Below are 24,083 nucleotides of genomic sequence, written 5' to 3'. Positions count from 1 at the left end.
TTAGCCCTTGATACTTACTTTGCTGCCAGTACGGATCTTAATGATGCCTTCAGTCACGACTTGCTGCCCATTTTCAAGGCCTTTATCAATAGCTACCCAGCCATTGTGACGACCCGCCACATGTACTTCGACTTTGTTAGCAACGCCATCTTCAATTTGGAACACGTAGTGTTTGTCTTGCTGAGGGATGACGGCTTTCTCTGGTACCATTAGCGCTTGGTTTGAGCTTAACTCTAATGCGGTGTTTAACAGCATACCTGGGCGTAATAGGCCTTTTTCATTGATAAAGCTTGCTGTAACTTCAACGCTACGAGTGACTGAATCGATACGCGAGCTAATATGCGTCACTTTACCGTTAAAGGTTTTATCAGGGTAAGCATCGTTTTGCGTCATCACTTTCATTCCTAGCTGTAACTGCGCTAGGTATTTTTCTGGTACTTTAAAGTCGACTTTAATGATGCTGATATCATCAAGGGTGGTGATGTTTGTAGTATTGCTAACATAAGTACCAATTGAAATTTCGCGCTTACCAAGTAAACCTGTGAACGGTGCTTTAATCGTCATTTCGGCAAGTTTTGTTTTAGCGCTTTCAAGTTGTGCTTCGGTTGCGTCAACGCGAGATAGCTGCTCTTCTAGTAATGATTTAGCCGTAGCCTGTGAGCGAGATAGCTCAGTAAGGCGTTCAAGTTGACGGCGTTCTTCACGTAAATTAATGCTTAGCTCTTTCACTGCTAACTCTTCTTCTTGAGATTGCAATTGAACCAGTTTTTGACCTTTACTGACTAAGTCGCCATCATTGAAAAAGATATCGGTAACATAATCGTTTTGTGCACTGCGAATATAAATAGCTTGGTTAGCACGAGCACTACCAATTGCTTCTATTAGCACCGCATTTTCTTCGGCTGTAACAGTGTGCGCTGTCACTTGAGTTGCACGGTCGCCAAAGTTGCTTTGCTCACCTTGGCTTGAAGGTAAATACAAATAAATACATAACCCTAGTAAAAGGGTAATAATAAAAGGAAAAAGTGCTTTACCAGATTGTGTAGAATACATCATCGTGTTACCAGAAAATTAGTTGAGTGTAGTGTACAAAATTAGTACGTGCCCCGTATGTCAGGTATCTCATAAATTTGTGCATTTGGCGTAAAAGTTAAAAGTTCGGCTAGTTTGTTCCTTTATTGTGACTAAAAGAGAGGTTTTAGTATGGGTAAAGAGCCAAAATGTAATTATTGTTTAACGCTTAGAAAGATAGTTTTGGTCACAATTGTGATGTTTATTTTTTACTTTTCTGTTTATGGATAAGAAACCTCCTGCACTTAGAGTGCGCGCACAAGCATCCCGCCATGGCAGTGAGTTTTTAATTGTTGGTGGTATTGGGTTAATCATTATTATGCTAGTTAACCTATTGAGGCCCGGTGAAATTAGCATTGTTGAGATTTTTTTAGCCACAACCTGCATAGCGGCAATTTTTATTGGCTTTTTAAAAACTCAAGAACCATACTTTAGCCTAACATTTACTCAGAATTTACTTATTTATCATCACAAAGTTGGGAATTGGCAGCTAAATCATGCTAATTTTCATCATAGTGGTATACCAAAAGTGGAACAGGGCTTAGAATATCTTGAGTTAAATGCAGTTGGTATTAAACTCAATAACATAGATGAATTTTTAACACAGATTCACCCAAGAATTGCCGGACGATTACTAATAGAGCAGCGTCATCTATTTATGCAAGTTATTCAAAAACATTGCAAAAATGGTGATTGCCCATCAAAATGGTTAATAGAAGAGACGGACTACACTGCCCCAAGTGGTCAGGTTTACAAAGGATTGATTGCCATGTTTGCCAATCGTACGCAGCATTTAAGGCAGTTGACAGGATACGATTTATTATTGCCTGCCAATGTACTTGATGTTGATATTTGGCAATTTAGTGCTGATTTGAATCGTTGGAAACTGAATCCTAGTGAGTTTATAGAGACTCGCTTACAGAAAAAGTAAGCTATAGGTGGCAGTAAGTAGTAGGAAAAGGCTATGAGTCAAGAACGTTCTTTTATTAAAAGCGGTCGAAACACAATTATACATAAAGATAAAAAACTCGACTTAGTGGTTGTGAATGGTGAGAACCATCCACGCATTAAAGTTACTCAAAACGGTTTAGAGCCGTTTAAAGAAGACCTGCCAAAAAACCGTCGTGAAGCCAAAGAGCGCTACTTAGAGATGGTGTATGTATCAAGCCCAGATGTATTTGCAGAAGAAAAACGTTTGTTGTTTATTCAAGCCCTTGATGGCAGAGAGTACAAAGTTGATTACAGTAAAATAGGCACTAAGCTCTTCGTACGTATTCACCAAGATAGTTATTTATAATTCCTAGTCTGGCACTTTAATTGCTTGTTATTAGCTTATTTGGCAGTCGGCCATGACCGACTTTCTTATTTGGCAGTCGGCCATGACCGACTTTGCATTTTAAGGTGGTAAACATGAGATTAGTGCCTCTTACCCTAGTTGCATTAACGACATTAACAGCCTGTGGCGGCGGTGGTGGTTCGAGTGATTCGAACCCAGTCGCAGCAACAGTTAATGCAGGCTCCGATCAGCAAATTATTGAAAAAAGTGAATTTACTGTCTCTGCCCAAGGCTCCCCAGCTGATGGCACCTTTACTTGGGAGCGAGTCAGTGGCCCTGCACTAGAAGGTTTTCCAGCAGAGGGCGCAGAACAAACCATTACCGCTCCAGATATTAAACTCGACTCTGAACTTGTTTTAAAAGTGAATTATCAAACCGATGGGCAACTTGTTTCCGATCAGGTCAGTATTTTTATTACATCAAATAATCAACTGCCTGTTGCAGTGATCACGCAAACAGCTCCAGAAGAATTGCCATCACAATATAATGATGTGATCACATTAAGTGGCGAAGAGTCTGTTGATATTGATGAAAACGGCTCAGTTGACAGTTACTTGTGGACTCAACTTGATGGCCCAGATTTAACGGCTGACAGTTACAACAATCAAACCATTAGCTTTACTCACCCACTACTTGAATCAAATACAGCGATGACATGGCGTTTAACTGTAACGGATGATGAAGGTGGCTCAGCAAGCACTGAAGCATCGTTTACCTTAAACAAAACCGTTGAAGTGATTATTGCGGATGCAGGTGAAGATCAGCAGGTTATTGAGTTTGATACCGTAACCCTTGATGCCAGCAATAGTGAAATTGTGACAGCAACAAAGTCATGTTTTTGGGAGCAATTAACAGGTGAAACTGTGACCTTGGCAAACCAGAACCAGTGTATCACGACGTTTGTAGCCCCTGATGTTGATACCGATTCTGAGCTTAGTTTAGAAGTTACCGTGACTGACAGTAAATCGCGAAGCGACACAGATACTGTGATAATTGATATTAGCCCAAAACCACTTGGTTTAATTAACGATACAGGCATGAGTGATTGCTATAACAACTCACAAAAAATTAATTGTGACAGCGAAGACTTCCCAAGCCAAGACGCCGATGTAGGTCGTGATAGTGTCGCAAACCAACTAGATAAAGTAGGTCAGGGCGACTTAGCGTTTGATTTTACTAAAATGAATGAATTTGCCGACGAACTCCCTGATGATGCGACCAGCTTTAGTTGTGTACGCGATAACGTGACGGGCCTTATTTGGGAAGTAAAAGAAGCCAGTTCAACATTACCACCGTCGACAGCTGATCGTGCAGCAACAAACCATTATACCTGGTATTTAAATGGTTCAAGTGGTGTGCAAACGGGTAGTGTGCAAGGGGCTGCCGGCTCTACTTGCCCAAGCACCAGTGACTGTGGCCTGCAAACTTACATTAATGATGTGAACAGCAGCGATTTTTGCGGTGGTACAAATTGGCGTGTGCCAACTTACACCGAGTTATTAGGGTTATTAGATTATGCCAAGCAAGGTGAGTCTACATTGCTTAATAGTGATTTCTTCCCTAATCAACCAAGTGATACTCAGCTAAGTACCGGTAGCAGTTCATTTATGCCTTATTGGACTTCGCAAACAGCGGCAGATGGTACGAGTTTATCGCAAGCTTATATTATCGATATGAGTACAGCTAATGATTTAGCGTATCCGAAAAGTAATACCGCCTTTGTGCGCTTAGTTAGAACGCCGGGAGAGTAATATGCGAAAGTTACCTTTAATTACAGCACTTACCGTTATTGCTCTGCAATCGGGTTTTGCTGCTGCGCAAGTATGTTACAGCGCCGTCACAGAGACGACCCCTGATAGCCGTTTTGTAATTAACGAAGATGGCACTGTAAGTGATAGCGAAACGGGTCTTATGTGGCAACGTTGTACGTTTGGTCAAAGCTATGATAGTGACACAGATACTTGCGAGGGCACTAGCCAGCAACTTACTTGGGGCGAAGCTTTACGCGGGGCTGAAAATGCAACTTTTGCTGATTACAGTGATTGGCATGTGCCAAATGTTAAAGAGTTAGCAAGTATTTTAGAGCATAGTTGTGTGCAGCCTAGCATTAACGAAAACGCATTTTTATCGACTAAGCTGCAAAACTACTGGAGTAGCACTTCAGGGATCAGTCGCACTGATCTAGCTTGGGTGTATCAATTTGATAAAGGCATCAACAGCCTTCACGCAAAAACGTCCGATGTTTATTTGCGTTTGGTGCGCTACGAAAAGTAGTCTTTAATAATCTTTAACCGCGCTTGCTCAAGCGCGGTTTTTATTTCTGCGCCTTTTATACCTTGTGCAATAAACTGTTGCGGGTTGACAGCCCGTGCTTGTGTGGCTGCATTTACTAAAGAGTCATAGCGGGCTACTGGCTGTTGCTGACTTATCTCTAACACCTTTAATACTTGATCAAAACGTTCAGGGCGACGCCATAAATCAAGTTGGTTAAAGCAAGCAAAAACGGCCTCGCTAGATGGTTTTTCTGCACTTAACGTTGTTTGATGGGTTTGACTAAACAGCGCTAAATCGCGCACTTCATTAGGTAAGCGTATCTTGCTAGCTATCGCTTTTATCTCATCGCTTGAAAGCGCTAAGGTAACTTGGCTAAATAATAACGCAGTGTCACTAACTTGCAGTTTATTCGCATAGGCAAGGCGAGCTTGTAAGGTATGGTAAAGCTCATCACACCATTTATTTTCAAGCTCAGGGCTAATTACATGCAGGCCGCCAATGCTGGCAAGCACATTTAAAAACTCGCTAAATGCGCCATCACTTAGAGATTTTTCGCATTCTAACCAAACGCGTTCAGCAGTTAGCGTGTTTAGCTCATTGGCTTTGACCATATCAATTAAAAGCGCCTTGGTTTCTGGCGCAATAGTAAAGCCTAGGTAATGATAACGAGCAGCAAAACGCGCTACGCGTAATATGCGTAGAGGGTCTTCACTAAAGGCATCGGAGACATGACGTAATACACGATTTTCAAGGTCTTGTTGGCCAGAAAAAGGGTCAACTAAGCTGCCATCTTGAGCTTGAGCAATGGCATTTACGGTGAGATCTCGACGAATTAAGTCTTGCTCTAATGTGACATCTGGCGTGAAATCACAAATGAAGCCAGTGTAACCTTGACCTTGTTTTCGCTCGGTTCGAGCCAGCGCATATTCTTCTTTACTTTGTGGATGTAAAAATACCGGAAAATCTTTACCAACTTGTTGATAGCCTTGGCTGATAAGTTGTTCAGGTGTTGCACCAACTACCACATAGTCGCGCTCTTTAACGTCACGACCAAGTAGGGCGTCTCTGACTGCGCCACCGACTAAATAAACCTGCATAAAACACCTATAATTTTGCCTTTTCGCTATTTTACGTTATTTAGCCAATAAAATGTAAACAAGGTTTTAAGTAGCGATGTTTTTTGCCATTATAGACCGTGATTTTAAACGCAAGGAATAACACGGTGTATTTAAGCTATTTTGGCTTGTCAGAAAAACCCTTTTCGATTGCCCCAAATCCTGAGTATTTATTTCTTAGTGAACGCCATAAAGAGGCATTAGCGCACCTTACCTATGGATTAGGTGAAGCGGGTGGCTTCGTTTTGTTAACAGGCGAAGTGGGTACAGGTAAAACAACACTAACAAGAAGCTTGCAAGAGCAGTTACCTGAAAACACCCAAGTGGCACAAATTCATAATCCGGCTTTGTCACAGCTTGAACTGCTTGCCAGTATTTGTGACGAATTAAAGATTGAGTATGACAGTACTAATGCGACTTTGAAGACCCTTACTGATGTGATTAAAAAGCACCTTGAGGCAAACAATCAAGCGGGCGGTCACACCATCTTAATTATTGATGAAGCACAATTACTCGCACCTGATGTGCTAGAGCAGCTGCGCTTGTTAACCAATATCGAAACAGATCATAAAAAGCTGCTGCAAATTGTATTAGTAGGGCAACCTGAGCTTCAAGAGCTTTTAAAACGCACTGAATTAAGACAACTTGCCCAGCGTATTACTGCGCGTTATCACTTATTACCACTCACTGAAGGACAAGTGTTTGCCTATGTTAAGCACCGTTTATTTAAAGCGGGCACAGAGCAAGCATTGTTCTCAGGGGATGCGTTAAAAGCGATTTATCAGGTTACTCAAGGCGTACCAAGATTGATCAATTTATTATGTGAGCGCTGTTTAGTGGGAGCATTTTCACAGCAAAAATTGAGTATCGACAGTGAGCTTGTAATGCGCTCAGCCGCAGAAGCACTGCCGCCAACCAGCACTCCTGTTGCTGTAGCAAATAAAGAGCCGAGTTATGTTTGGCTTTACCCAGTTTCATTTTTAGCCGTATTAGGAATGGGTATTGGTTTATCCTACCTAATATAACGAGTGTTCATTTATGTCATTATTACTAGATGCAATTAAACAATCTGATCAGCACGCACAAACTGCCGTTGATCATGACCAAGCCGCACTTGCGCTCAAACAACAGCAAGAATTAACACGCTATCGCCGCTTAGCTTTTTCATTTGGGCTATTACTGGCGGCAATATTGACGCTTATGGCAGGATTTTCGATTGGTAAATGGTTACAGCAAACTAAACCTGCTGCTGAGCAGCCAAAGCTTGTTAATAACAGCAATGAAACCACAGAAAGCGTTGCCACTGAGGCTCAGGCAAGTCCTGAAACAGAACAACTCGCTAAGCAACAGCAAGTAGCGCAAAGCCAAAACCCGCAAGCGACCAATAACCCAGCCCAAGTAACAACGATGCAACAAGGGCAAGTGCAACAATCTGTACCGCAACAAATGATGCAGCAGGTTCCGGTGCAAGGTCAGCAATATCAATGGGTGCAAGTACCTGTTAATTCAGCTCCTGTGTATGCAAATCAAGGTTATCAAGTACAACCTCAGTACCAGCAGCAAGCTGCGTATCAAAATCAGCCAGTGTATCAATCACAGCAACAGTTTTCGCAGTCAATGCAACAAATCAACCCGCAGCAAATGAGCAGTAATGGCGTTGATTTAAGTAAATACAAGGTGCTCGGCAAGCCACTTAATGGTCAGCCAACTCAACCTGCTTCTCAATCATCAACAAATGATGAGCTTAAAGATGTACCAGATACATTGAAAGATGCTTTTGCTAAAGCGGTTGAAGATGTTGATAACAAACATAGTGTTGATATTACCCGTAGCACTAAAAACACATCGTATGCAGAGCCCATTGAGCTATTGCCTGATGCATTACAAAGCCTCATTCCTACCATTAAATACCAAGCGCATATTTATGCTTCAGAAACATCGAAGCGTTGGATTAAGTTAAATGGTCGTGAGTTATACGAAGGCGATAACATTGGTGTGTTATCTGTGATTGAAATTACGCCAGAGCAGAGCTTATTAAGCTACGATGGCTATGAGTTTACGTTAAAAGCATTACAAGACTGGCCTGAGTAGCCAGTCTTAATTTTAAGGTTAAGGTAAAATAGCATTCTTAAAAAAGCGGATCAGGTCGATGTTAAAGTCACTCGGCCTGACTGCTGATTCTAAGCTATCGTGGCAACGGCTGTTAGCCAAATCAATATCCTGCACTTCGGTATAGCGAGCATGCTTAGCGTGATAAAACACCTTAACTTGAGGTTTTAAAGGACTAGTAGGGTTACTGTGAGTGACCACACCTAATTTTTGGCTCTCAAGTTTAACTAAAGTGCCGACCGGGTGCACACCGATGCACTGAATAAACTTAGTGACTAGATCTCCATCAAAGCTATCTGGGCAGCCATCTTTTAGTATCTTAAACGCTTTAATTGGCTCCATGCCTGCTTTGTAGACCCGCTCAGCGGTCAATGCATCATACACATCAACAATCGAAGCCATGCGTACGTACAAGCTTATCTCGTCACCACTTTTACCAAACGGGTAGCCACTGCCATCTAAGCGTTCGTGATGGAACCCTGCTATATCTACAGCAATCCCGCTCAAGCCTGCTTGCTCTAAAATTTCTTTACTGAAACGAGCATGGTCTTGAATTACTTGGTACTCTTCGTCGGTTAACTTGCCAGGCTTATTGAGTATCTCATTGGGAATATTGATCTTACCAATATCGTGAAGTAAAGCACCGGTCGCAAGCTCTTCAATAATGGCTTTTTCAATACCTAAGTGCTTAGCAAAAATACTCATCAAAATTGATACATTGATAGAATGCTCAAGTAGGTAAGCATCCTTTTCACGCATACGAGTGATACAGGCAAGCGCATCTTGGTTACGAAAAACCGAATCAATAAAGCCACTTGCGAGTTCTTTAAAAGGGGCAATATCAATTTTGTTGCCATCGCGGATATCGTCAAAGGCTTTGCTTTGCAATGATCTTGCTTCGTTATATAAGTTGTTTGCTTTGCCCATTTCTGCAGACACACTGTGAGTAGTGTGCCAAGGGTCAAAAGCACTAGTCTCGCCAACAGGTTGCGGATTATGTTGCTGCTCAACCACTTTATTCTCACTGTCTAAGGTCAGTGTTTTGTCTGGGTCTATCGCTATTTCTAAGATGCCAGCCTTGATCAGCTTGTCTATGCTTCCCTGTGTTTTTACCCAACCTTGGTTTTTTATACGGATCTTGCCTTTTTGCTTTGTCACACTTTGGACAAACATGCCGGGCTTAAGTTGATTGATAGGGAGTGTTTTCAAAGCCTTTACTTCTAGTCGAATACATTACTATAAAACTAGCAGAAAATTTGTAGCTCGGTAAACAAGAATAGTAAAAAGGTATCTGTAAAAATCAAAAGCCCCCGCAAATGCGGGGGCTTTTAAATAACTCAGGAAAGTTTAATTTCCTTTAACTAATACGATTACTCGTCGTCTTCAACTAAGGTCATTAGTGATGTGTTACCACCTGAAGCGGTTGTATCAACACTGATTGTTTTCTCAGTTAGTAAGCGCTTGATTAGCGTGTCGTAGTACTCAGAGCTGATCACTGGCAGAATCGCACCTTTACGTTGTGCTAGCTGCTGGCTGAAGTAGCCCAAGCGTGATGAACGAGCTGCAACAACCGCACCTGCAAGGTGAGGGTGCGCTAAAATTGCTTGTAACTGATTAGGTTTAGCAACTTGGAATACACCTTCAGCAATACCTGTTGAGATGAACTTATCTTTAAACGCAACCGCTTCGTCAAAGAATAACTCAGAAGCAACCGTGATTACAGTATTACCAGCAGCAAGTGCTGTGATAATCGAAATTGCCCAGAAATTAAATGACGTACTCTTATCTGCATAACAAACTACACAACCACGAGGCTCTAAGTGAAGCGTGTTAGATTCACCCGTAGGTCCTGGCAGCACAGTGTGCTTGCGCATGTGTTTTTCAAGACGGTTAAGTTGTGCACGTGCATCAGCTAGCGTTAATGCTAAGTCATCCGCAAGCTCGTCGATGATTTCTACAGTCGCTACTTTTGCAAGTAATTGACGCACAGCAGAAACTCGGTCGTTCAGTGGTGTTGAGCGCCAGATTTTCTCATCGCGTAATGAGTTTTCCATCAGCTTAGCAACTTGCTCAGCTGCACCTGAGTAGTGGTGAGTATCTAGCTCATCAGGTGTTAGGTTTGTCATTTGTACGTTATCTGGTGATGCTTTTTCTTTCACAAGACGTTGTAAGTAGTTAGGGCCACCGGCCTTAGGGCCTGTGCCTGATAAACCACGGCCACCAAATGGTTGTACGCCAACAATCGCACCAATCATATTACGGTTGACGTAAACATTACCTGCACGTGACATCTTCGCCACGTATTCGCAGCGCTCTTCGATACGCGAGTGGATCCCCATGGTCAGACCGAAGCCAGTGCCATTGATTTGATCAATTACGTTATCAAGCTCTGTGCCCTTGAAACGAATGATATGCACACACGGGCCAAATACTTCACGTTTAAGCACAGATAAGTCTTTGATCTCGTAAAGACGAGGAGCAAAGAAGAATGCGCCATTTTCGCTGTTATCAGGAATCGCACACTCATAGTGAAGAGTTGCATTACCTTTTAAGTATTCAACATGGTCATTTAAGTTTTTCAGTGCTTTTTCGTCGATAACAGGACCGATATCTGTTGAAAGCAATGACGGGTCACCAACATGAAGTTCTTTTAAAGCGCCTTTTAGCATCTCAATGATGCCATCAGCAACGTCTTCTTGTAAGAACAATACACGTAGTGCAGAACAACGTTGACCAGCGCTTTGGAAGCCAGAGCTGATCACATCGTCAACAACTTGCTCTGGTAGAGCGGTTGAGTCAACGATCATACAGTTTTGACCACCAGTTTCAGCGATAAGCGGTACTTGGATATCATTACGCGCAGCAAGAGTTTGCGAAATAAGAGTCCCTGTTTCTGTAGAACCGGTGAACATAACAGCTTGAATACGCTCATCAGGAACGATGGTTTTACCTACTTCGCTGCCACGGGCAATAACTGGCTGTACAACGTGCTCAGGTAAGCCTACAGAAAGCATCAGTTCAATTGCACGAAGTGCGATTAAGCTTGTTTGCTCAGCTGGTTTCGCAATAACTGTGTTACCAGTCACGATTGCTGCAGCTACTTGACCTAAGAAGATTGCAAGTGGGAAGTTCCATGGGCTGATACATAAGATCACACCACGTGCTTCAAAGCGCTCATCTTCAGAAAGTTCTTCAGCGCGTGCTGCGTAGTAGCGGCAGAAATCCACTGCTTCACGAACTTCATCGATACCATCTTGGGTAATTTTACCAGCTTCTTTAATACAGATAGCAACAAGCTCATCGTGGTGACGCTCTAAAATGTCAGCAACACGACGTAGTAAGTTTGCGCGCTCTTTTACTGGTGTTTGTGACCATGATTCAAATGCTTTTTCTGCGTTTTCTAAAAGCGAAGTCATTTCGTCAGAAGATTGTAGTTTCACATGACCAATGATTTCTTTGTGATTTGCAGGGTTCTTCACAGGAAGAGAGCCTTCTGGCACATCGCTTAATTCAATGCGGTGCTCATCAAACCAGGTATCAAGGTTTTCTTTAAATGGTGTAATTACGTTGATATCAGTTAAGTCCATGCCTTTTGAGTTAGCACGTTCTTCGCCATATAAATCAATTGGCATCTTGATTTGCGTGTTGTACTTGTTACGTAAACCTTGCAGTGTTTCTACAGGGTCAGGTAATAGTGATTCAACAGGCTTAGTCGTATCAACAATCGCATTCACGAATGACGAGTTAGCACCGTTTTCTAATAAACGACGTACTAAGTATGCAAGTAAGTCTTCGTGTTGACCCACTGGTGCGTAAACACGACATTGAATTTTCTCTTGGGTTACGATTTGGTCGAATAACGACTCACCCATACCGTGCAGGCGTTGGAATTCAAAGCCTTCGTTGTCGCCTTTTGCAACTTCTAAGATTGTTGCTGCAGTGTATGCGTTGTGTGTAGCAAATTGCGGATACAATACATCGCGTGCTTCTAGAAGCTTAATAGCACAAGCTTTGTAAGAAACGTCTGTGGTCGCTTTACGTGTAAATACCGGGTAGTGATCTAAACCATCTTGTTGAGTGGTTTTGATTTCTGTATCCCAGTATGCACCTTTTACAAGGCGAACCATTAGTTTACGACCAACTCGACGAGCAAGTTCTGCAACCCACTCAACGACAAAAATAGCGCGCTTTTGGTATGCTTGAACTGCTAAACCAAAGCCGTTCCAGTTACCTAAATCGTCATCACTGAATACCGCTTCAATAACATCTAAAGAGATATCTAAACGGTCAGCTTCTTCAGCATCCACAGTAAAGCCGATATCGTAGCTTTTCGCTGCAAGCGCAAGTTCTTTTAACTTAGGTACCACTTCAGCAATAACACGTTCACGATGTGTGAATTCATAACGTGGGTGAATCGCAGAAATTTTAACTGAGATACCAGGGCTCTTGATTGGGCCACGGCCATTTGCTGCTTTACCAATCGCGTGGATAGCTGTCATGTAGCTTTGGAAGTAACGCTCTGCATCTTTCATTGTGCGTGCGCCTTCACCTAGCATATCGTATGAGTAAACGTAGCCTTTTTGCTCTTTTTCTGCTGCACGTTCAATGGCTTCGTCGATAGTACGACCCATAACGAATTGCTTACCCATGATCTTCATCGCGAAGTTCACAGATTTACGAATAACAGGCTCACCTAAACGACCAATTGTTTTCTTAAGAACACCGAATTGCTGCTCTTTTGACTTGTCGCTGTAGTTAACCATTTTACCGGTTACTAACAGACCCCAAGAAGAGGCGTTTACAAATAAAGAATCGCTGCTACCTAAATGCGAGCTCCAGTCACCTTTAGCAAGTTTGTCACGAATTAGTGACTCTTGCGTTGCTTTATCTGGAACACGTAATAGTGCTTCTGCAAGACACATTAATACAACGCCTTCTTCACTTGATAGTGAGAATTCATTTAATAGTGCATCTACACCGCTTTGACCATCCTGATCGCGACGGATATTTAAAACCATTTGACGAGCGCGTTCCCACGCTCGGCTACGCGCTTTCACGCCTACTTCAGCCAAAGGCAAAATATGATCAATAACCGCATTTTCGTCAATACGGTAGAAATCACGGATCTTTTGTCTAATTGGACATTCAGTTGTCAAATCGCCATTAAATAGCATATGTAACCCTCTGGTATGTGGAGTCTAAAAAATGAACTAATTGCATTTCTTACCATTGATATAATTCGTGCATTCTAATTAAAATCCAGCAGAATATGCTGGTTAAATTTTTCGATTTACGATAATTTACAGGGCATACCGTTAACTTAGCCGCATAAAATTCTGTTATGACCAGTCCGAATAGATTACGCATGTTAGATCGCATCGATTTAGCAATTTTAGACGCTCTGCAAAAAAATGGCAGAATATCGAACGTAAACCTCGCAAAACAGGTAAATCTGAGCCCAAGCCCATGCCTAGACCGTGTAAAACGTTTAGAACAAGAAGGCTACATCGAAGGCTATTACGCTAAGCTTAGCGAAGCAAAACTTAACCAGAGCTTGTTAGCACATGTGCAGGTATCGTTAGTGACCTCGAATACATCGGTCTTTAAAGTCTTTCGTGAATATATTTTAAATATCCCGCAAGTGGTTGAATGTGACATGGTTGCTGGTGGCTATGACTACTTATTAAAAATACGTGTGTCTGATATGGATGAATACCGTCAGGTGCTTGGGGATTTAGTTGATATACCAGGGGTAGGTACGCATCACACCTATATGGTGATCGAAAAAATTAAACAGGACAACGGACTAAGGTTCGATATATAGATACAAAAAAAGCACCATCAGGTGCTTTTTTATTGACTATTTAGTGGCTTACGCCCAGCCGTCGTAACGTTTACGGCGAGACAACACCACGGTTAAGATAATACCTAACAGTAAGCCGATAAATGCAATTGCGCCGCCATAAGTAAGTAGCTGACGTTTCTCTTTAGCACTGGCTGTTTGCTTTGCATTGCGCTCAGATTCAATAGTGTTCTTAAGCGCTTCAATTTGCTTGCTAAGAGCTAGGTTTTGCTCTGTCAGTGATTTGTTCTGCTCTTGTAGTTGTGGCAGTTCAATTTCAGCTTGGCGAAGCTGCTCTTGCATTACCGTCATGTCGTTATTCAGCGCTTGAAATTGTTGTTGAATACCCGCATTTTCAGTAACAAATTTTGACTCTACCCAACCTTCACGATCTTTATCATCACGAATTTTAAAGTAGCCATTATCTTCACCTGACAACAACACAACTTGCGTACCTGCATCAACTGAACCCAAAATGCGGTAGTTTTTGCTTGGGCCTGAGTGCATAAAGGTGTACAGGTTATCGACTATGTAGGCGGTGTTTTGGTTGTCGCTGCTTGGCGCTTCTTCTGCGTAGCTAATAAAAGAGGTGGCCGCAAGGAGCAACCCAAAAATACACTGTTTTAACATCAATCTACCTTGTTAATGTGATCTTGCCTAGAAGTGGCTAAATTTATAATTTCTTTATGTATAGAGATAGTAGGGATTTCAACTATTAATAGCAAGGCTGATATTGTAATCCGTGCGTGAGCTTAACCGCAAAAAACAGGAAAAAATTTGCATTAACAGTCTGCTTTGTTTATTTTGATCACTTATTTATTTTAAATGTACTCCGCAAAGCGAATGGATACTGAGATAGAACTGAAGTTTTTGGTGTCAGATGCCGTTGTTCCACTGATCCCCGCATTAATTACCCAATTTGCAAAAACCGTTACTAACAAACCGTCACGCAACTTACAAAATGCTTATTACGATACGCCAAGCCGGGAATTACGTGCTTTAGATATTGGCCTTCGTACTCGCTGTTGCGATGGTGAGTGTGAGCAAACTATCAAGCTTGCCGGTGAAGTGGTTGGCGGCTTACATCAGCGCCCAGAATACAATTTACCACTGTCAGGTAACCGCCCCGATTTACTCGCATTTGATGCTGCTATTTGGCCGCATGGCATGCAAGTGACTGGTATTGCAGAAAACCTATACCCAATTTTTAGCACTAACTTTATACGCCGTACTTGGTTACTCGAAACCGAAAGTGGCGCAAAAATTGAAGTGGTATTAGATAAAGGTGAAGTTGCTGCGTCGGGTCAGGTTGAGCCAATTTCTGAACTTGAAATCGAACTGATTGAAGGTAGTCGCAATGAGTTATTTGCACTGGCAGATAAACTGGTAAGTGAAAGCCATGTTCGCTTAGGGCTTTATTCTAAAGCTGCTCGAGGTTATCGTCTTGCAGATGACAAACCATTAAAAGCAAGCAAATCAATTGGTTTTGTGCCACTAAAACGTGGTGCAACCCAAGAACAAGCTTTAGTAGAAAGCATTAACTACGCGATTCGCTTTGTACAAAAACATGAAGCCTGCTACTTCATAAAACCAAGCTTAAAAACCCTTAAGCGTGTCACCGACGGTATTCGTTTAATTCGCCATACATTTTGGCTGTTTGACGATATTGTTAGTAAAGACGATACCGACTCATTACGTACAGAGTTAAAGTGGTTATTGAGCGAATTAGCGTGGGTTGAAAATGCTATTCAGCTAAAAACCTACACATCTAAGCGCCACGCATACTACAAAAAAATCAACAGTGCGCCTGAGCTCACACAAGTTATTAATGACTTAAAAGAGCTTCAGCCAAGCATTGATGATATTGAAACTCTTTTTCATAGCACCCGATACAACCGCTTATTATTACAATTAACAACCTGGTTAATTGAAAAACAATGGCGCAAATCATGGGGGCAAGCTGAGTTTCAGGCAGCAGAAAAACCAGTTGCCGATATTGCTAAGCGTTTATTTGCTAAAGATTGGCACGACATGCACGAGCTTATTCCTGAGCAGCAAGTGTTTACAGATGAAGACTATTTGGCACTACGCACCCGCCTTGAAAACTCATTACTCAGCGGCAACTGCTTAGGTGCCTTGTTCGATACAGAGGATCGAAATGAGTTCCGTATGCCATGGGTTGATATCTCTCATGGTATTTATGAGTTAAGCACCCTTGAGTACTTAAAGCAGTTATGCGCAGGTCAAGATGACTTAGAGCTGACAAAAATTCAATCATGGCTTGATCAAAAGTCAGAGTTTTTGGTCAGTGCGATGGAGCAAAGTCGCCACGCGTCATTTAATACAGACCCTTATTGGTTTTAAATAAATGCGCTTGTGCCTATGGATAGGGTTAGCATGTTTGAGTCTCTCGGCAGTAGCTAACCCTATTGAATGGCAAACCTATAAACAGCAAGACGGCATAAAGGTTAGCTATAAAAAGCACGAAACTGGTATTATAGAAATTAATGCTTCTGTGCTGGTAAAAAATGCCAAGGCCAGTGATTTTATGGCATTGCTCAGTGATACCGACAACGCCGAAAACTGGCTCGAGAATGTCAAAAGCGTGACGCTAATGGAGCGCTTAAGCCCTTCAGAAACCCTTGTTTATACCCACTTCAACTCGCCTTGGCCGGTATCAAATAGAGACTTGGTAAGTTACTCTTGTTATCGCGCTTTAGATGAGCACAAAACCGAGTTACAAATCAAAAGCCAACCTTATGCAAAAGCTGAAGTCTCTGGCGTTGTGCGTATTAAAGATCTCACCGCTTACTGGCGTTTAGAACAGCAACAAAGTAATTTGTTGGTCAGCCATCAAGCCTACGCAGACCCAGGTGGTTCAATTCCGCATTGGTTAAGTAACAAAGTTTCTCTAAAAAGTGTTTATAAAACGCTACAAGCACTGAGAGAACAATTAACTAATGATCAGTTTTCCCGCGTAAACACCAGCAGTATTCCAGGTGATTGCTAGCGTTTAATCAAGCGTATTTGGGTGACAGAGTAAGAATTTATCATTATGATCGGGCTAATTCTGAGCGGGTAGGTAAAAAATGAAAGAACCAAAAATTCCCCTAGTTAATAAGCCAAATGGTATTGGCGTTGGGCGTATTTTAAAAGCAACCAAGTGTTCTATTAAAGGCTTTAAAGCGGCATTTAAAGAAGAGTCGGCATTTCGTTCTGAAATCTATTTAGGGGTGTGCTTATTACCCTTGTCAGTGGTTTTTGCACAGTCATTAAATCATTGGTTAGTCCTATTTATACCTTACTTGTTATTATTAATTGTTGAGTTACTGAACTCGTCGATAGAAGCGCTCACTGACCGAGTAGGGATTGAGTATCATGTATTATCGGGAAGGGCCAAAGATATGGCTTCTGCGGCAGTGACATTGAGCTTGCTAATTCTAGCCTTAGTTTGGGGTGTCGCAGTTTACGAAAAGATAGTGAGTTACCTTTAAATCAGACACAAAAAAAGCGCCGAAGGCGCTTTTTTCATTTTATCAAACCTATTACAGGCCAGCAGCTGCGCGAAGTGCGTCTGCTTTGTCTGTACGCTCCCAAGGGAACTCATCACGACCGAAGTGACCGTATGCCGCAGTCGGTTGATAGATAGGACGCTCAAGATCAAGCATTTGGATTAAGCCGTAAGGGCGTAGGTCGAAGTGCTCACGTACTAATTCGATTAGGCGCGCTTCTTCTAATTTACCTGTACCAAATGTCTCGATGCTGATAGACGTTGGCTCTGCAACACCGATAGCGTAAGAAACTTGTAGCTCACATTTGTCAGCAAGGCCAGCAGCAACCACGTTTTTAGCAACGTAACGAGCAGCATATGCAGCTGAGCGGTCAACTTTTGATGGATCTTTACCAGAGAAAGCACCACCACCGTGACGAGCCATACCACCGTATGTATCAACGATGATTTTACGACCTGTAAGACCACAGTCACCCATTGGGCCACCGATTACGAAACGGCCAGTTGGGTTGATGAAGAACTTAGTTGCGCTTGAGATTAGCTCAGCAGGAAGAACCGGCTTAATGATCGTTTCCATTACCGCTTCAACTAAGTCGTTTTGTGAGATTGAATCACAGTGTTGAGTTGAAAGAACAACTGCATCAATACCAACAGGCTTGCCATTTTCGTATGCAAACGTTACTTGAGATTTTGCATCTGGGCGTAACCAGTTAAGCTCACCGCTTTTACGAACTTCAGCTTGGCGCTGAACTAGACGGTGTGAGTAAGTGATAGGTGCAGGCATTAACACGTCAGTTTCATTACATGCGTAACCGAACATTAGACCTTGGTCACCAGCGCCTTGCTCTTCAGGGCGAGCACGGTCAACACCTTGGTTGATGTCTGGAGATTGTTTACCGATAGTGTTTAGGATTGCACAAGAGTCAGCATCGAAACCCATGTCTGAGTGCGTGTAACCGATTTCACGTACTGTTTTACGTGTGATTTCTTCGATATCAACCCAAGCGCTAGTTGTGATTTCACCACCAACCATCACCATACCGGTTTTAACGTAAGTCTCACATGCAACACGGGCATGAGAATCTTGCTCAAGGATAGCATCTAGAACCGCGTCAGAGATTTGGTCCGCGATTTTATCCGGATGACCTTCAGAAACAGATTCAGAAGTAAATAAATGTTTTGCCATTGTATTTCTGCTCACAAATATTGCGCTTCACAAACGTCGGTAATAGCGCTAAAAAATTAAGGGGCGTATTTTATCTAAAACAAATATGTTTGCATAGTAATTTTACGCCTAGACGTCTATTTAAAATTACTAATAACGTATTGTTCTTAACAAACGCCCATAATTGGTGCATTTAATGCGGATTTTTAATTGCACTGTACCCTTACAATAAGTAAGAATGGGGCTTCATAAACAACCAGCGCAAATACATAAAGGTAGGAGAATTCATGCCATCACGCAAAGAACTTGCAAATGCTATTCGCGTCTTATCAATGGACGCAGTACAACAGGCCAAATCTGGTCACCCTGGCGCCCCTATGGGCATGGCAGATATCGCAGAAGTACTATGGCGCGATTATCTAAAGCACAATCCAACGAATCCAGAGTGGGCAGACCGAGATCGATTTATTCTTTCTAACGGCCACGGTTCAATGCTGATCTATTCTCTACTGCACTTAAGTGGCTATGACTTACCACTAGAGGAAATTAAAAACTTCCGTCAAATGCACTCAAAAACACCAGGTCACCCAGAGTATGGATATGCACCAGGTATTGAGACTACTACGGGTCCATTAGGTCAAGGGATCACAAATGCAGTGGGCATGGCAATTGCCGAAAAAGCGCTAGCTGCACAGTTTAACCGTGAAGGCCATGATATTGTTGATCACTTCACGTATGCATTCATGGGCGATGGCTGTTTAATGGAAGGTATTTCACACGAAGCCTGTTCATTAGCCGGTACATTAGGTCTAGGTAAACTAGTTGCGTTTTGGGATGACAACGGCATCTCAATTGATGGTGAAGTAGAAGGTTGGTTCAGCGATGACACACCAGCGCGCTTCAAAGCATACGGCTGGCACGTAGTAAGCGATGTTGATGGTCATAACCCTGATGCAATTCGCGCCGCTATCGAAGAAGCGCGTAGCATCACTGATAAGCCATCATTAATCTGTTGTAAAACAGTAATTGGTTATGGTTCACCTAACAAGTCAGGTAGCCATGATTGCCACGGTGCACCATTAGGTGAAGACGAAATTAAAGCATCTCGTGAGTTCCTAGGTTGGACTGGTGATGCATTTGAAATCCCAGCTGATATCTACAGCGAGTGGGATGGCAAAGAAAAAGGTAAGCAACTAGAAGCAAGCTGGGACGAAAAGTTTGCCGCTTACGCAAGTGCACACCCTGAACTTGCTGCTGAATTTAAACGCCGTACAAATGGTGAGTTACCAGCTGATTGGGCTGAAAAGTCACAAGCTTACATCGAAGAGCTACAAGCAAACCCAGCAAACCCAGCAACACGTAAAGCTTCACAAAATGCATTAAATGCGTTTGGCCCGTTACTACCAGAATTCATGGGTGGCTCTGCTGACCTTGCAGGTTCTAACTTAACACTTTGGGATGGATCAAAAGGCCTAGAAGCTAACGATGCTAGCGGTAACTACATTTTCTACGGTGTACGTGAATTTGGTATGTCAGCGATTATGAATGGTATTGCATTACATAAAGGCTTTATTCCTTACGGTGCTACATTCTTAATGTTCATGGAATACGCACGTAACGCAGTACGTATGGCCGCATTAATGAAGCAGCCAAGCATCTTCGTATACACGCACGATTCAATTGGTTTAGGTGAAGATGGTCCAACGCACCAACCGGTAGAACAAATTGCAAGCATGCGTTTAACGCCTAATCTAGTTAACTGGCGCCCATGTGACCAAGTTGAATCTGCGATTGCATGGCAACAAGCTATTGAGCGTAAAGATGGCCCAACATCACTGATTTTCACTCGCCAAGGCCTAGAGCAACAAACGCGTACCGCACAGCAGTTAGCTGATGTGAAAAAAGGTGGTTACGTACTTAGCTGTGACGGTGAGCCAGAGCTTATCCTTATTGCAACAGGTTCTGAAGTACAGCTTGCACAAGATGCCGCTGCAGAACTTCGTTCACAAGGTAAAAAAGTACGCGTGGTATCTATGCCTTCAACTGATTTATTTGATGAGCAAGACGCTGCGTATAAAGAAAGCGTACTACCAGCAAGCGTAACACGTCGCGTAGCAATCGAAGCGGGTATCGCAGACTACTGGTACAAATATGTAGGCCTAAACGGCGCAGTAGTTGGTATGACGACCTTCGGTGAGTCAGCACCTGCAGGCGAGTTATTCAAGCACTTTGGTTTCACTGTTGAAAACATCGTAAACAAAGCAAACGCTTTGTTCTAAGCTTTAGCCGCTAAAATTTAAAAGCCCGCCCTGTTTGACCATAGTGCGGGCTTTTTTATGCCCCGTAGGTTGGGTAGAACGGAGTGAAACCCAACGGTTTTAGCTCTCAGCCATCAGTTTAAAAGCCCCTCACCGTAGGCGTGAAATTTATTTCGCGCGGAAATTGTGCCTAGCTATTAACCAATAGCTTTGATATTAATAGGCTATAAAAGAAGCAAAAAAAGCCGCGATAAAACGCATATTTGTTTTTTACTTATATTTTCTGCTCAAGGATGGTTATGAAAAGTTATCCAAAAGTGTTGGACCCAAATAAAGTCGGTGAATATGCTGGTTTAGCAAAATCTGGTGGTGGTTACGTGTGGGATGAGGTACTTGAATATTGAGTTTGGTGCCACCCTCATAACGGTGCTCCTGATTTAGAAGAGGGGAGCGATTATTACTATGCTTTCGACACGTATGAAGAAGCACTGGAGTGCAGTAATGATATACCTGGAGCTGAAGAGCCACTAGCATTAATTCTCCAGCGTGAATATATAGATGAGCCATCAACAGGTCAGTATAAGCATGTGAAAGAAGAAAGGATCACAGAATGGCCAGTACAATTTCTTGAGCGGCCAAGAAGAACCGAATCGACTATTCCCAATTTTATGTCTGTTGATGCACCAGAAAATAAACTGGATATCATTCGTGGTATTGCTTAATAGCAATGTAAGGAAAGATATTTGCATTAGCTACAGACACTCGTAGGTTTGTCGGGGTTACTTGTCAAACTCTTCTAGGAAAGCTTTATAAAACAGGAGCTACTTTAATGTTTGGTAAAAGTTCTACAATCAGAAAGTATAAATACAAATTAAGACCTGCCTTAGCGAAAAGATACGGTGGCTCTGTAACGTATACAAAAGCTCAGGTTGATAAAACAATAGACGTTATGGGCTTTAATAAAAAACACATACATTACGCATATTTTATGTACTGTGATATTGCAACTTATAAAGCTAATCTCCCTGAAGGCGAATCATTAGAGTCTATGAATAATACGATTACCAATATATCGGGTATCGGTGTTTTAGGAGTGCTCTTAGGTTCATCAATGTTTAGTGATATAGATAGTGGCTCGGACGGAGGTGGGGATGGTGGCTTCGGCGGTGGAGATGGTGGTGCATTCTAGTTTTTGCAATTTCCAAGCTAGTATAGTCAAGGTATATAAATAACTAATCAAGGTTATCCCCAGATAGTTAGGTCGGTGTGTTTCATCATGAAAAAATCACATAAAAGAATAATCTCTTCAATCTCTTCGTTAATAGGTTTGCTTGTCGGGTTCAAGCTAATGGACTTTCTAAGAAGTGATAGCTGCCTAGATTTAGGTGGCAGCTTAACAAATTGGGGGGCGTGTGATTTTGGTGATGCAAGAGCAGAAGCAATACCCCTTGGCTTGCCCTCATTGGCTTTAGTAATCACTGTAAGCATCGTTACCTACATTGTAGTAAATTATTTTATAAAGCAAGCTTTTAAATCTTTTTAGAGATCTCAATGGAAGAACCTACAATCTCAGCAATGATGGAAGCATATTCTTTAGATGCTGTTGATTACGCCAAGTGTCATTTTGATATAACACTAGACTTTACGGAGTCGAGTGTTGAAAAAGTTGAACTCATAGTGTCAAAACTATATGACAGTATACCTAGGAGTTTTTTATCTAAATTGTTCTATGACAGCCCAAGTGACGATGAAATAGAAACTATCAGTAAGGTGTTAGGTGCTTACATAGGTGAAGTTTTCATCCAAGAGCACGGTGGTGTCTGGGGTTATAACGAGCAATTGTTAACGTTAGGAATTCAAAGTGGTGATAACTGGCTTTTTCCATGTACAAAAGTATTTAAACGATTAACAAAGGGTGAAGAAGATAGTCTAATTTGTTTCTATGAAATAGCTAAAAAACAATCTTGTGGGTCTTAATTTACTTCATACGAAGATAACAAAATCTATACTTCTTAAAACAATGAGAATTGCAATTTATTACAGCTCAGAATTCATGACTCTGCATAGATATTCTTTCTCGTAGTGTTTAACTTGACGCGCTAAAGCACGACCTACCACAATTGCACGAGCTGCTCAAAACTGACAGCTTACAGCTAGCCCGACTTGATTATTTCTCACCCAGCTTCCCTTGAATGCTAAACCGACAACTGGCACTGTCTGTAACTTAATAATAAAACAACAGGAGTGAGGATGTCTCAGTTTGATAATGTAAGTGTGCTGAAAAAAGCCAATGTGTATTTTGACGGTAAAGTGTCTAGCCGTACTGTGGTATTTGCTGATGGCAGCACGAAAACGTTAGGCTTTATGCAACCGGGTGAGTTTGAATTTGCTACGAGTAAAAAAGAGTTGATGGAGCTTAACGGTGGCAGTTGGCAAGTGCTATTACCCGGTGAGAGCGAATGGCAAACAATGCAAGCTGGAGAGTCATTTACCGTTGATGCAAATGTTACCTTTCTAGTAAAGGTCAGCGAATTTGCTGATTACTGTTGTTCGTATAGTTAATGAGCAGTTGTTAACCTCTCTGAAAAGCCCGTGTGATGCGGGCTTTTGCATACTTTATCCGCAACGCATGATCTAAATCATCTGTGGTTACAATCAATTACTAATTATCTGCAATTTTCGCTTGTGTTAATTCAATTCGCCCCCAATACTAACTGTGAGGTAACAAGAAAAAAGGATACCCTATGAAGATTAATATTTCTGGTCATCATGTTGACGTTACTGAGGCTGTTAGAGCTCATATCAACGAGAAGTTCTCGAAAATTGCTAGCCATTTTCCATCATTAATATCACTCGATATTATTCTTTCAAAAGAACACAATAAGTATCAGGCTGAGATTAGTACAACCTATGAAGGCGCACGTTTATCAGTAAAAGCTGAAGATGATGTGATGTACCCAGCTATCGCAGGTGCTGCAAAAAAACTTGATGCATCACTAAAACATCGTAAAGGGCAAATGAAAGCCAAACTACACGAAAAGCCGGTCAGTACTACACCGGAAATTGCCCACGAAATCATTCAAGAAATGAACCTGAGCTAATTACAGAGCACTAGCCTAAGCGGCTAGACTTAAAACTAAATCTGAAAAAGCCAACCGTTGCGAAACGCTTGGCTTTTTTGGTTTTAATATTTAGCTATCAGCTATCAGCTATCAGCCGTCAGATTGAAGTTCCAAAAGTTAGCGAGTTGCTAGGGGAAAGAGTAAAGTTAGTGAGATACGAGACGTAGGAGGCGTTTTAACGCCGAATAAAAATGGAGATATTAGATATCAGTCGTTAGAAGTCAGATTAAAAAAACCAACGAGTAACGAGTTACTTGACACAAGTGGTAGGTAGTCTAGT

Annotated in this window: 22 protein-coding genes; 16 read left to right on the top strand and 6 right to left on the bottom strand. The window is 42.0% G+C overall.

Going from position 1 to position 24,083, the window contains the following annotated elements; translation table 11 throughout:
• Window positions 1–1,053: an efflux RND transporter periplasmic adaptor subunit gene (locus AUR67_RS14335; RefSeq protein ID WP_058585979.1), complete on the bottom strand. Its 1,053-nt coding sequence runs from the start codon at window positions 1,051–1,053 to the stop codon at window positions 1–3.
• Between the two features lie 241 nt (window positions 1,054–1,294).
• Here AUR67_RS14335 and AUR67_RS14330 point away from each other — a divergent pair, with 241 nt between their 5' ends.
• The 4 genes from AUR67_RS14330 (at window position 1,295) to AUR67_RS14315 (ending at window position 4,681) form a co-directional block, all read left to right on the top strand.
• On the top strand, window positions 1,295–2,002 hold the full coding sequence (locus AUR67_RS14330; RefSeq protein WP_058585799.1) for a DUF2982 domain-containing protein: 708 nt from the start codon (window positions 1,295–1,297) through the stop codon (window positions 2,000–2,002).
• 33 nt (window positions 2,003–2,035) lie between these two features.
• Complete coding sequence (locus AUR67_RS14325) at window positions 2,036–2,368, top strand: hypothetical protein (RefSeq protein ID WP_054560926.1); 333 nt, start codon at window positions 2,036–2,038, stop codon at window positions 2,366–2,368.
• Between the two features lie 113 nt (window positions 2,369–2,481).
• Complete coding sequence (locus tag AUR67_RS14320) at window positions 2,482–4,158, top strand: DUF1566 domain-containing protein (RefSeq protein ID WP_058585798.1); 1,677 nt, start codon at window positions 2,482–2,484, stop codon at window positions 4,156–4,158.
• 1 nt (window position 4,159) lies between these two features.
• Window positions 4,160–4,681 carry a DUF1566 domain-containing protein gene (locus AUR67_RS14315; protein ID WP_058585797.1) on the top strand — a complete coding sequence of 174 codons (522 nt, stop codon included), beginning with the start codon at window positions 4,160–4,162 and terminating at the stop codon, window positions 4,679–4,681.
• Here the strand turns inward: AUR67_RS14315 and AUR67_RS14310 are convergent.
• The gene (locus tag AUR67_RS14310) at window positions 4,669–5,778 is read right to left on the bottom strand and encodes a tRNA nucleotidyltransferase (RefSeq protein WP_058585796.1); all 1,110 of its coding nucleotides are present in this window, start codon (window positions 5,776–5,778) and stop codon (window positions 4,669–4,671) included. The two genes, AUR67_RS14315 and AUR67_RS14310, sit on opposite strands and share 13 nt — an antisense overlap.
• A gap of 125 nt (window positions 5,779–5,903) precedes the next feature.
• Between AUR67_RS14310 and AUR67_RS14305 the strand changes: the two genes are divergently transcribed.
• A complete protein-coding gene (locus tag AUR67_RS14305) occupies window positions 5,904–6,821 on the top strand; it encodes an ExeA family protein (RefSeq protein ID WP_058585795.1) in 918 nt (305 codons plus the stop codon).
• A gap of 13 nt (window positions 6,822–6,834) precedes the next feature.
• Window positions 6,835–7,887: a general secretion pathway protein GspB gene (locus AUR67_RS14300; RefSeq protein ID WP_058585794.1), complete on the top strand. Its 1,053-nt coding sequence runs from the start codon at window positions 6,835–6,837 to the stop codon at window positions 7,885–7,887.
• Between the two features lie 18 nt (window positions 7,888–7,905).
• On the opposite strand, the gene AUR67_RS14295 is transcribed toward AUR67_RS14300, so the two are convergent.
• Together AUR67_RS14295 and putA are read right to left on the bottom strand one after the other, a co-directional pair.
• A complete protein-coding gene (locus AUR67_RS14295) occupies window positions 7,906–9,114 on the bottom strand; it encodes an HD-GYP domain-containing protein (RefSeq protein WP_058585793.1) in 1,209 nt (402 codons plus the stop codon).
• 161 nt (window positions 9,115–9,275) lie between these two features.
• Window positions 9,276–13,079 carry a bifunctional proline dehydrogenase/L-glutamate gamma-semialdehyde dehydrogenase PutA gene (gene putA, locus AUR67_RS14290; protein WP_058585792.1) on the bottom strand — a complete coding sequence of 1,268 codons (3,804 nt, stop codon included), beginning with the start codon at window positions 13,077–13,079 and terminating at the stop codon, window positions 9,276–9,278.
• Between the two features lie 167 nt (window positions 13,080–13,246).
• Here putA and AUR67_RS14285 point away from each other — a divergent pair, with 167 nt between their 5' ends.
• A complete protein-coding gene (locus AUR67_RS14285) occupies window positions 13,247–13,729 on the top strand; it encodes a winged helix-turn-helix transcriptional regulator (RefSeq protein ID WP_058585791.1) in 483 nt (160 codons plus the stop codon).
• Between the two features lie 48 nt (window positions 13,730–13,777).
• Here AUR67_RS14285 and AUR67_RS14280 read toward each other — a convergent pair whose 3' ends face one another.
• Window positions 13,778–14,377, bottom strand: coding sequence for a TIGR04211 family SH3 domain-containing protein (locus AUR67_RS14280; protein ID WP_058585790.1), 600 nt, complete (start codon window positions 14,375–14,377; stop codon window positions 13,778–13,780).
• 213 nt (window positions 14,378–14,590) lie between these two features.
• Here AUR67_RS14280 and AUR67_RS14275 point away from each other — a divergent pair, with 213 nt between their 5' ends.
• From AUR67_RS14275 to AUR67_RS14265, 3 genes are all read left to right on the top strand, one after another.
• Window positions 14,591–16,111 carry a CYTH and CHAD domain-containing protein gene (locus AUR67_RS14275; protein WP_058585789.1) on the top strand — a complete coding sequence of 507 codons (1,521 nt, stop codon included), beginning with the start codon at window positions 14,591–14,593 and terminating at the stop codon, window positions 16,109–16,111.
• A 37-nt stretch (window positions 16,112–16,148) separates the two neighbouring features.
• On the top strand, window positions 16,149–16,757 hold the full coding sequence (locus AUR67_RS14270) for an START domain-containing protein (protein WP_058585788.1): 609 nt from the start codon (window positions 16,149–16,151) through the stop codon (window positions 16,755–16,757).
• Between the two features lie 79 nt (window positions 16,758–16,836).
• A complete protein-coding gene (locus AUR67_RS14265) occupies window positions 16,837–17,241 on the top strand; it encodes a diacylglycerol kinase (protein WP_058585787.1) in 405 nt (134 codons plus the stop codon).
• Between the two features lie 51 nt (window positions 17,242–17,292).
• Here AUR67_RS14265 and metK read toward each other — a convergent pair whose 3' ends face one another.
• Window positions 17,293–18,444: a methionine adenosyltransferase gene (gene metK / locus AUR67_RS14260; RefSeq protein WP_054551125.1), complete on the bottom strand. Its 1,152-nt coding sequence runs from the start codon at window positions 18,442–18,444 to the stop codon at window positions 17,293–17,295.
• A 266-nt stretch (window positions 18,445–18,710) separates the two neighbouring features.
• Between metK and tkt the strand changes: the two genes are divergently transcribed.
• From tkt to hpf, 6 genes are all read left to right on the top strand, one after another.
• Window positions 18,711–20,702, top strand: coding sequence for a transketolase (gene tkt, locus AUR67_RS14255; protein WP_054560913.1), 1,992 nt, complete (start codon window positions 18,711–18,713; stop codon window positions 20,700–20,702).
• An 808-nt stretch (window positions 20,703–21,510) separates the two neighbouring features.
• Window positions 21,511–21,870, top strand: coding sequence for a DUF6559 family protein (locus tag AUR67_RS14245; RefSeq protein ID WP_058585786.1), 360 nt, complete (start codon window positions 21,511–21,513; stop codon window positions 21,868–21,870).
• A gap of 87 nt (window positions 21,871–21,957) precedes the next feature.
• On the top strand, window positions 21,958–22,224 hold the full coding sequence (locus AUR67_RS21045; protein WP_152996534.1) for a hypothetical protein: 267 nt from the start codon (window positions 21,958–21,960) through the stop codon (window positions 22,222–22,224).
• A gap of 8 nt (window positions 22,225–22,232) precedes the next feature.
• The gene (locus AUR67_RS14235) at window positions 22,233–22,658 is read left to right on the top strand and encodes a hypothetical protein (protein WP_058585784.1); all 426 of its coding nucleotides are present in this window, start codon (window positions 22,233–22,235) and stop codon (window positions 22,656–22,658) included.
• 273 nt (window positions 22,659–22,931) lie between these two features.
• Complete coding sequence (locus AUR67_RS14230; RefSeq protein WP_054551131.1) at window positions 22,932–23,243, top strand: pyrimidine/purine nucleoside phosphorylase; 312 nt, start codon at window positions 22,932–22,934, stop codon at window positions 23,241–23,243.
• Between the two features lie 182 nt (window positions 23,244–23,425).
• Window positions 23,426–23,782, top strand: a complete 357-nt coding sequence (gene hpf, locus AUR67_RS14225; protein ID WP_054551132.1) for a ribosome hibernation-promoting factor, HPF/YfiA family — start codon at window positions 23,426–23,428, stop codon at window positions 23,780–23,782.
• Window positions 23,783–24,083 lie beyond the last annotated feature (301 nt).

The organism is Pseudoalteromonas sp. XI10, assembly GCF_001469895.1.
Taxonomy (GTDB): Bacteria; Pseudomonadota; Gammaproteobacteria; order Enterobacterales; family Alteromonadaceae; genus Pseudoalteromonas.
This window is presented reverse-complemented; position numbering and strand designations above follow the sequence as displayed.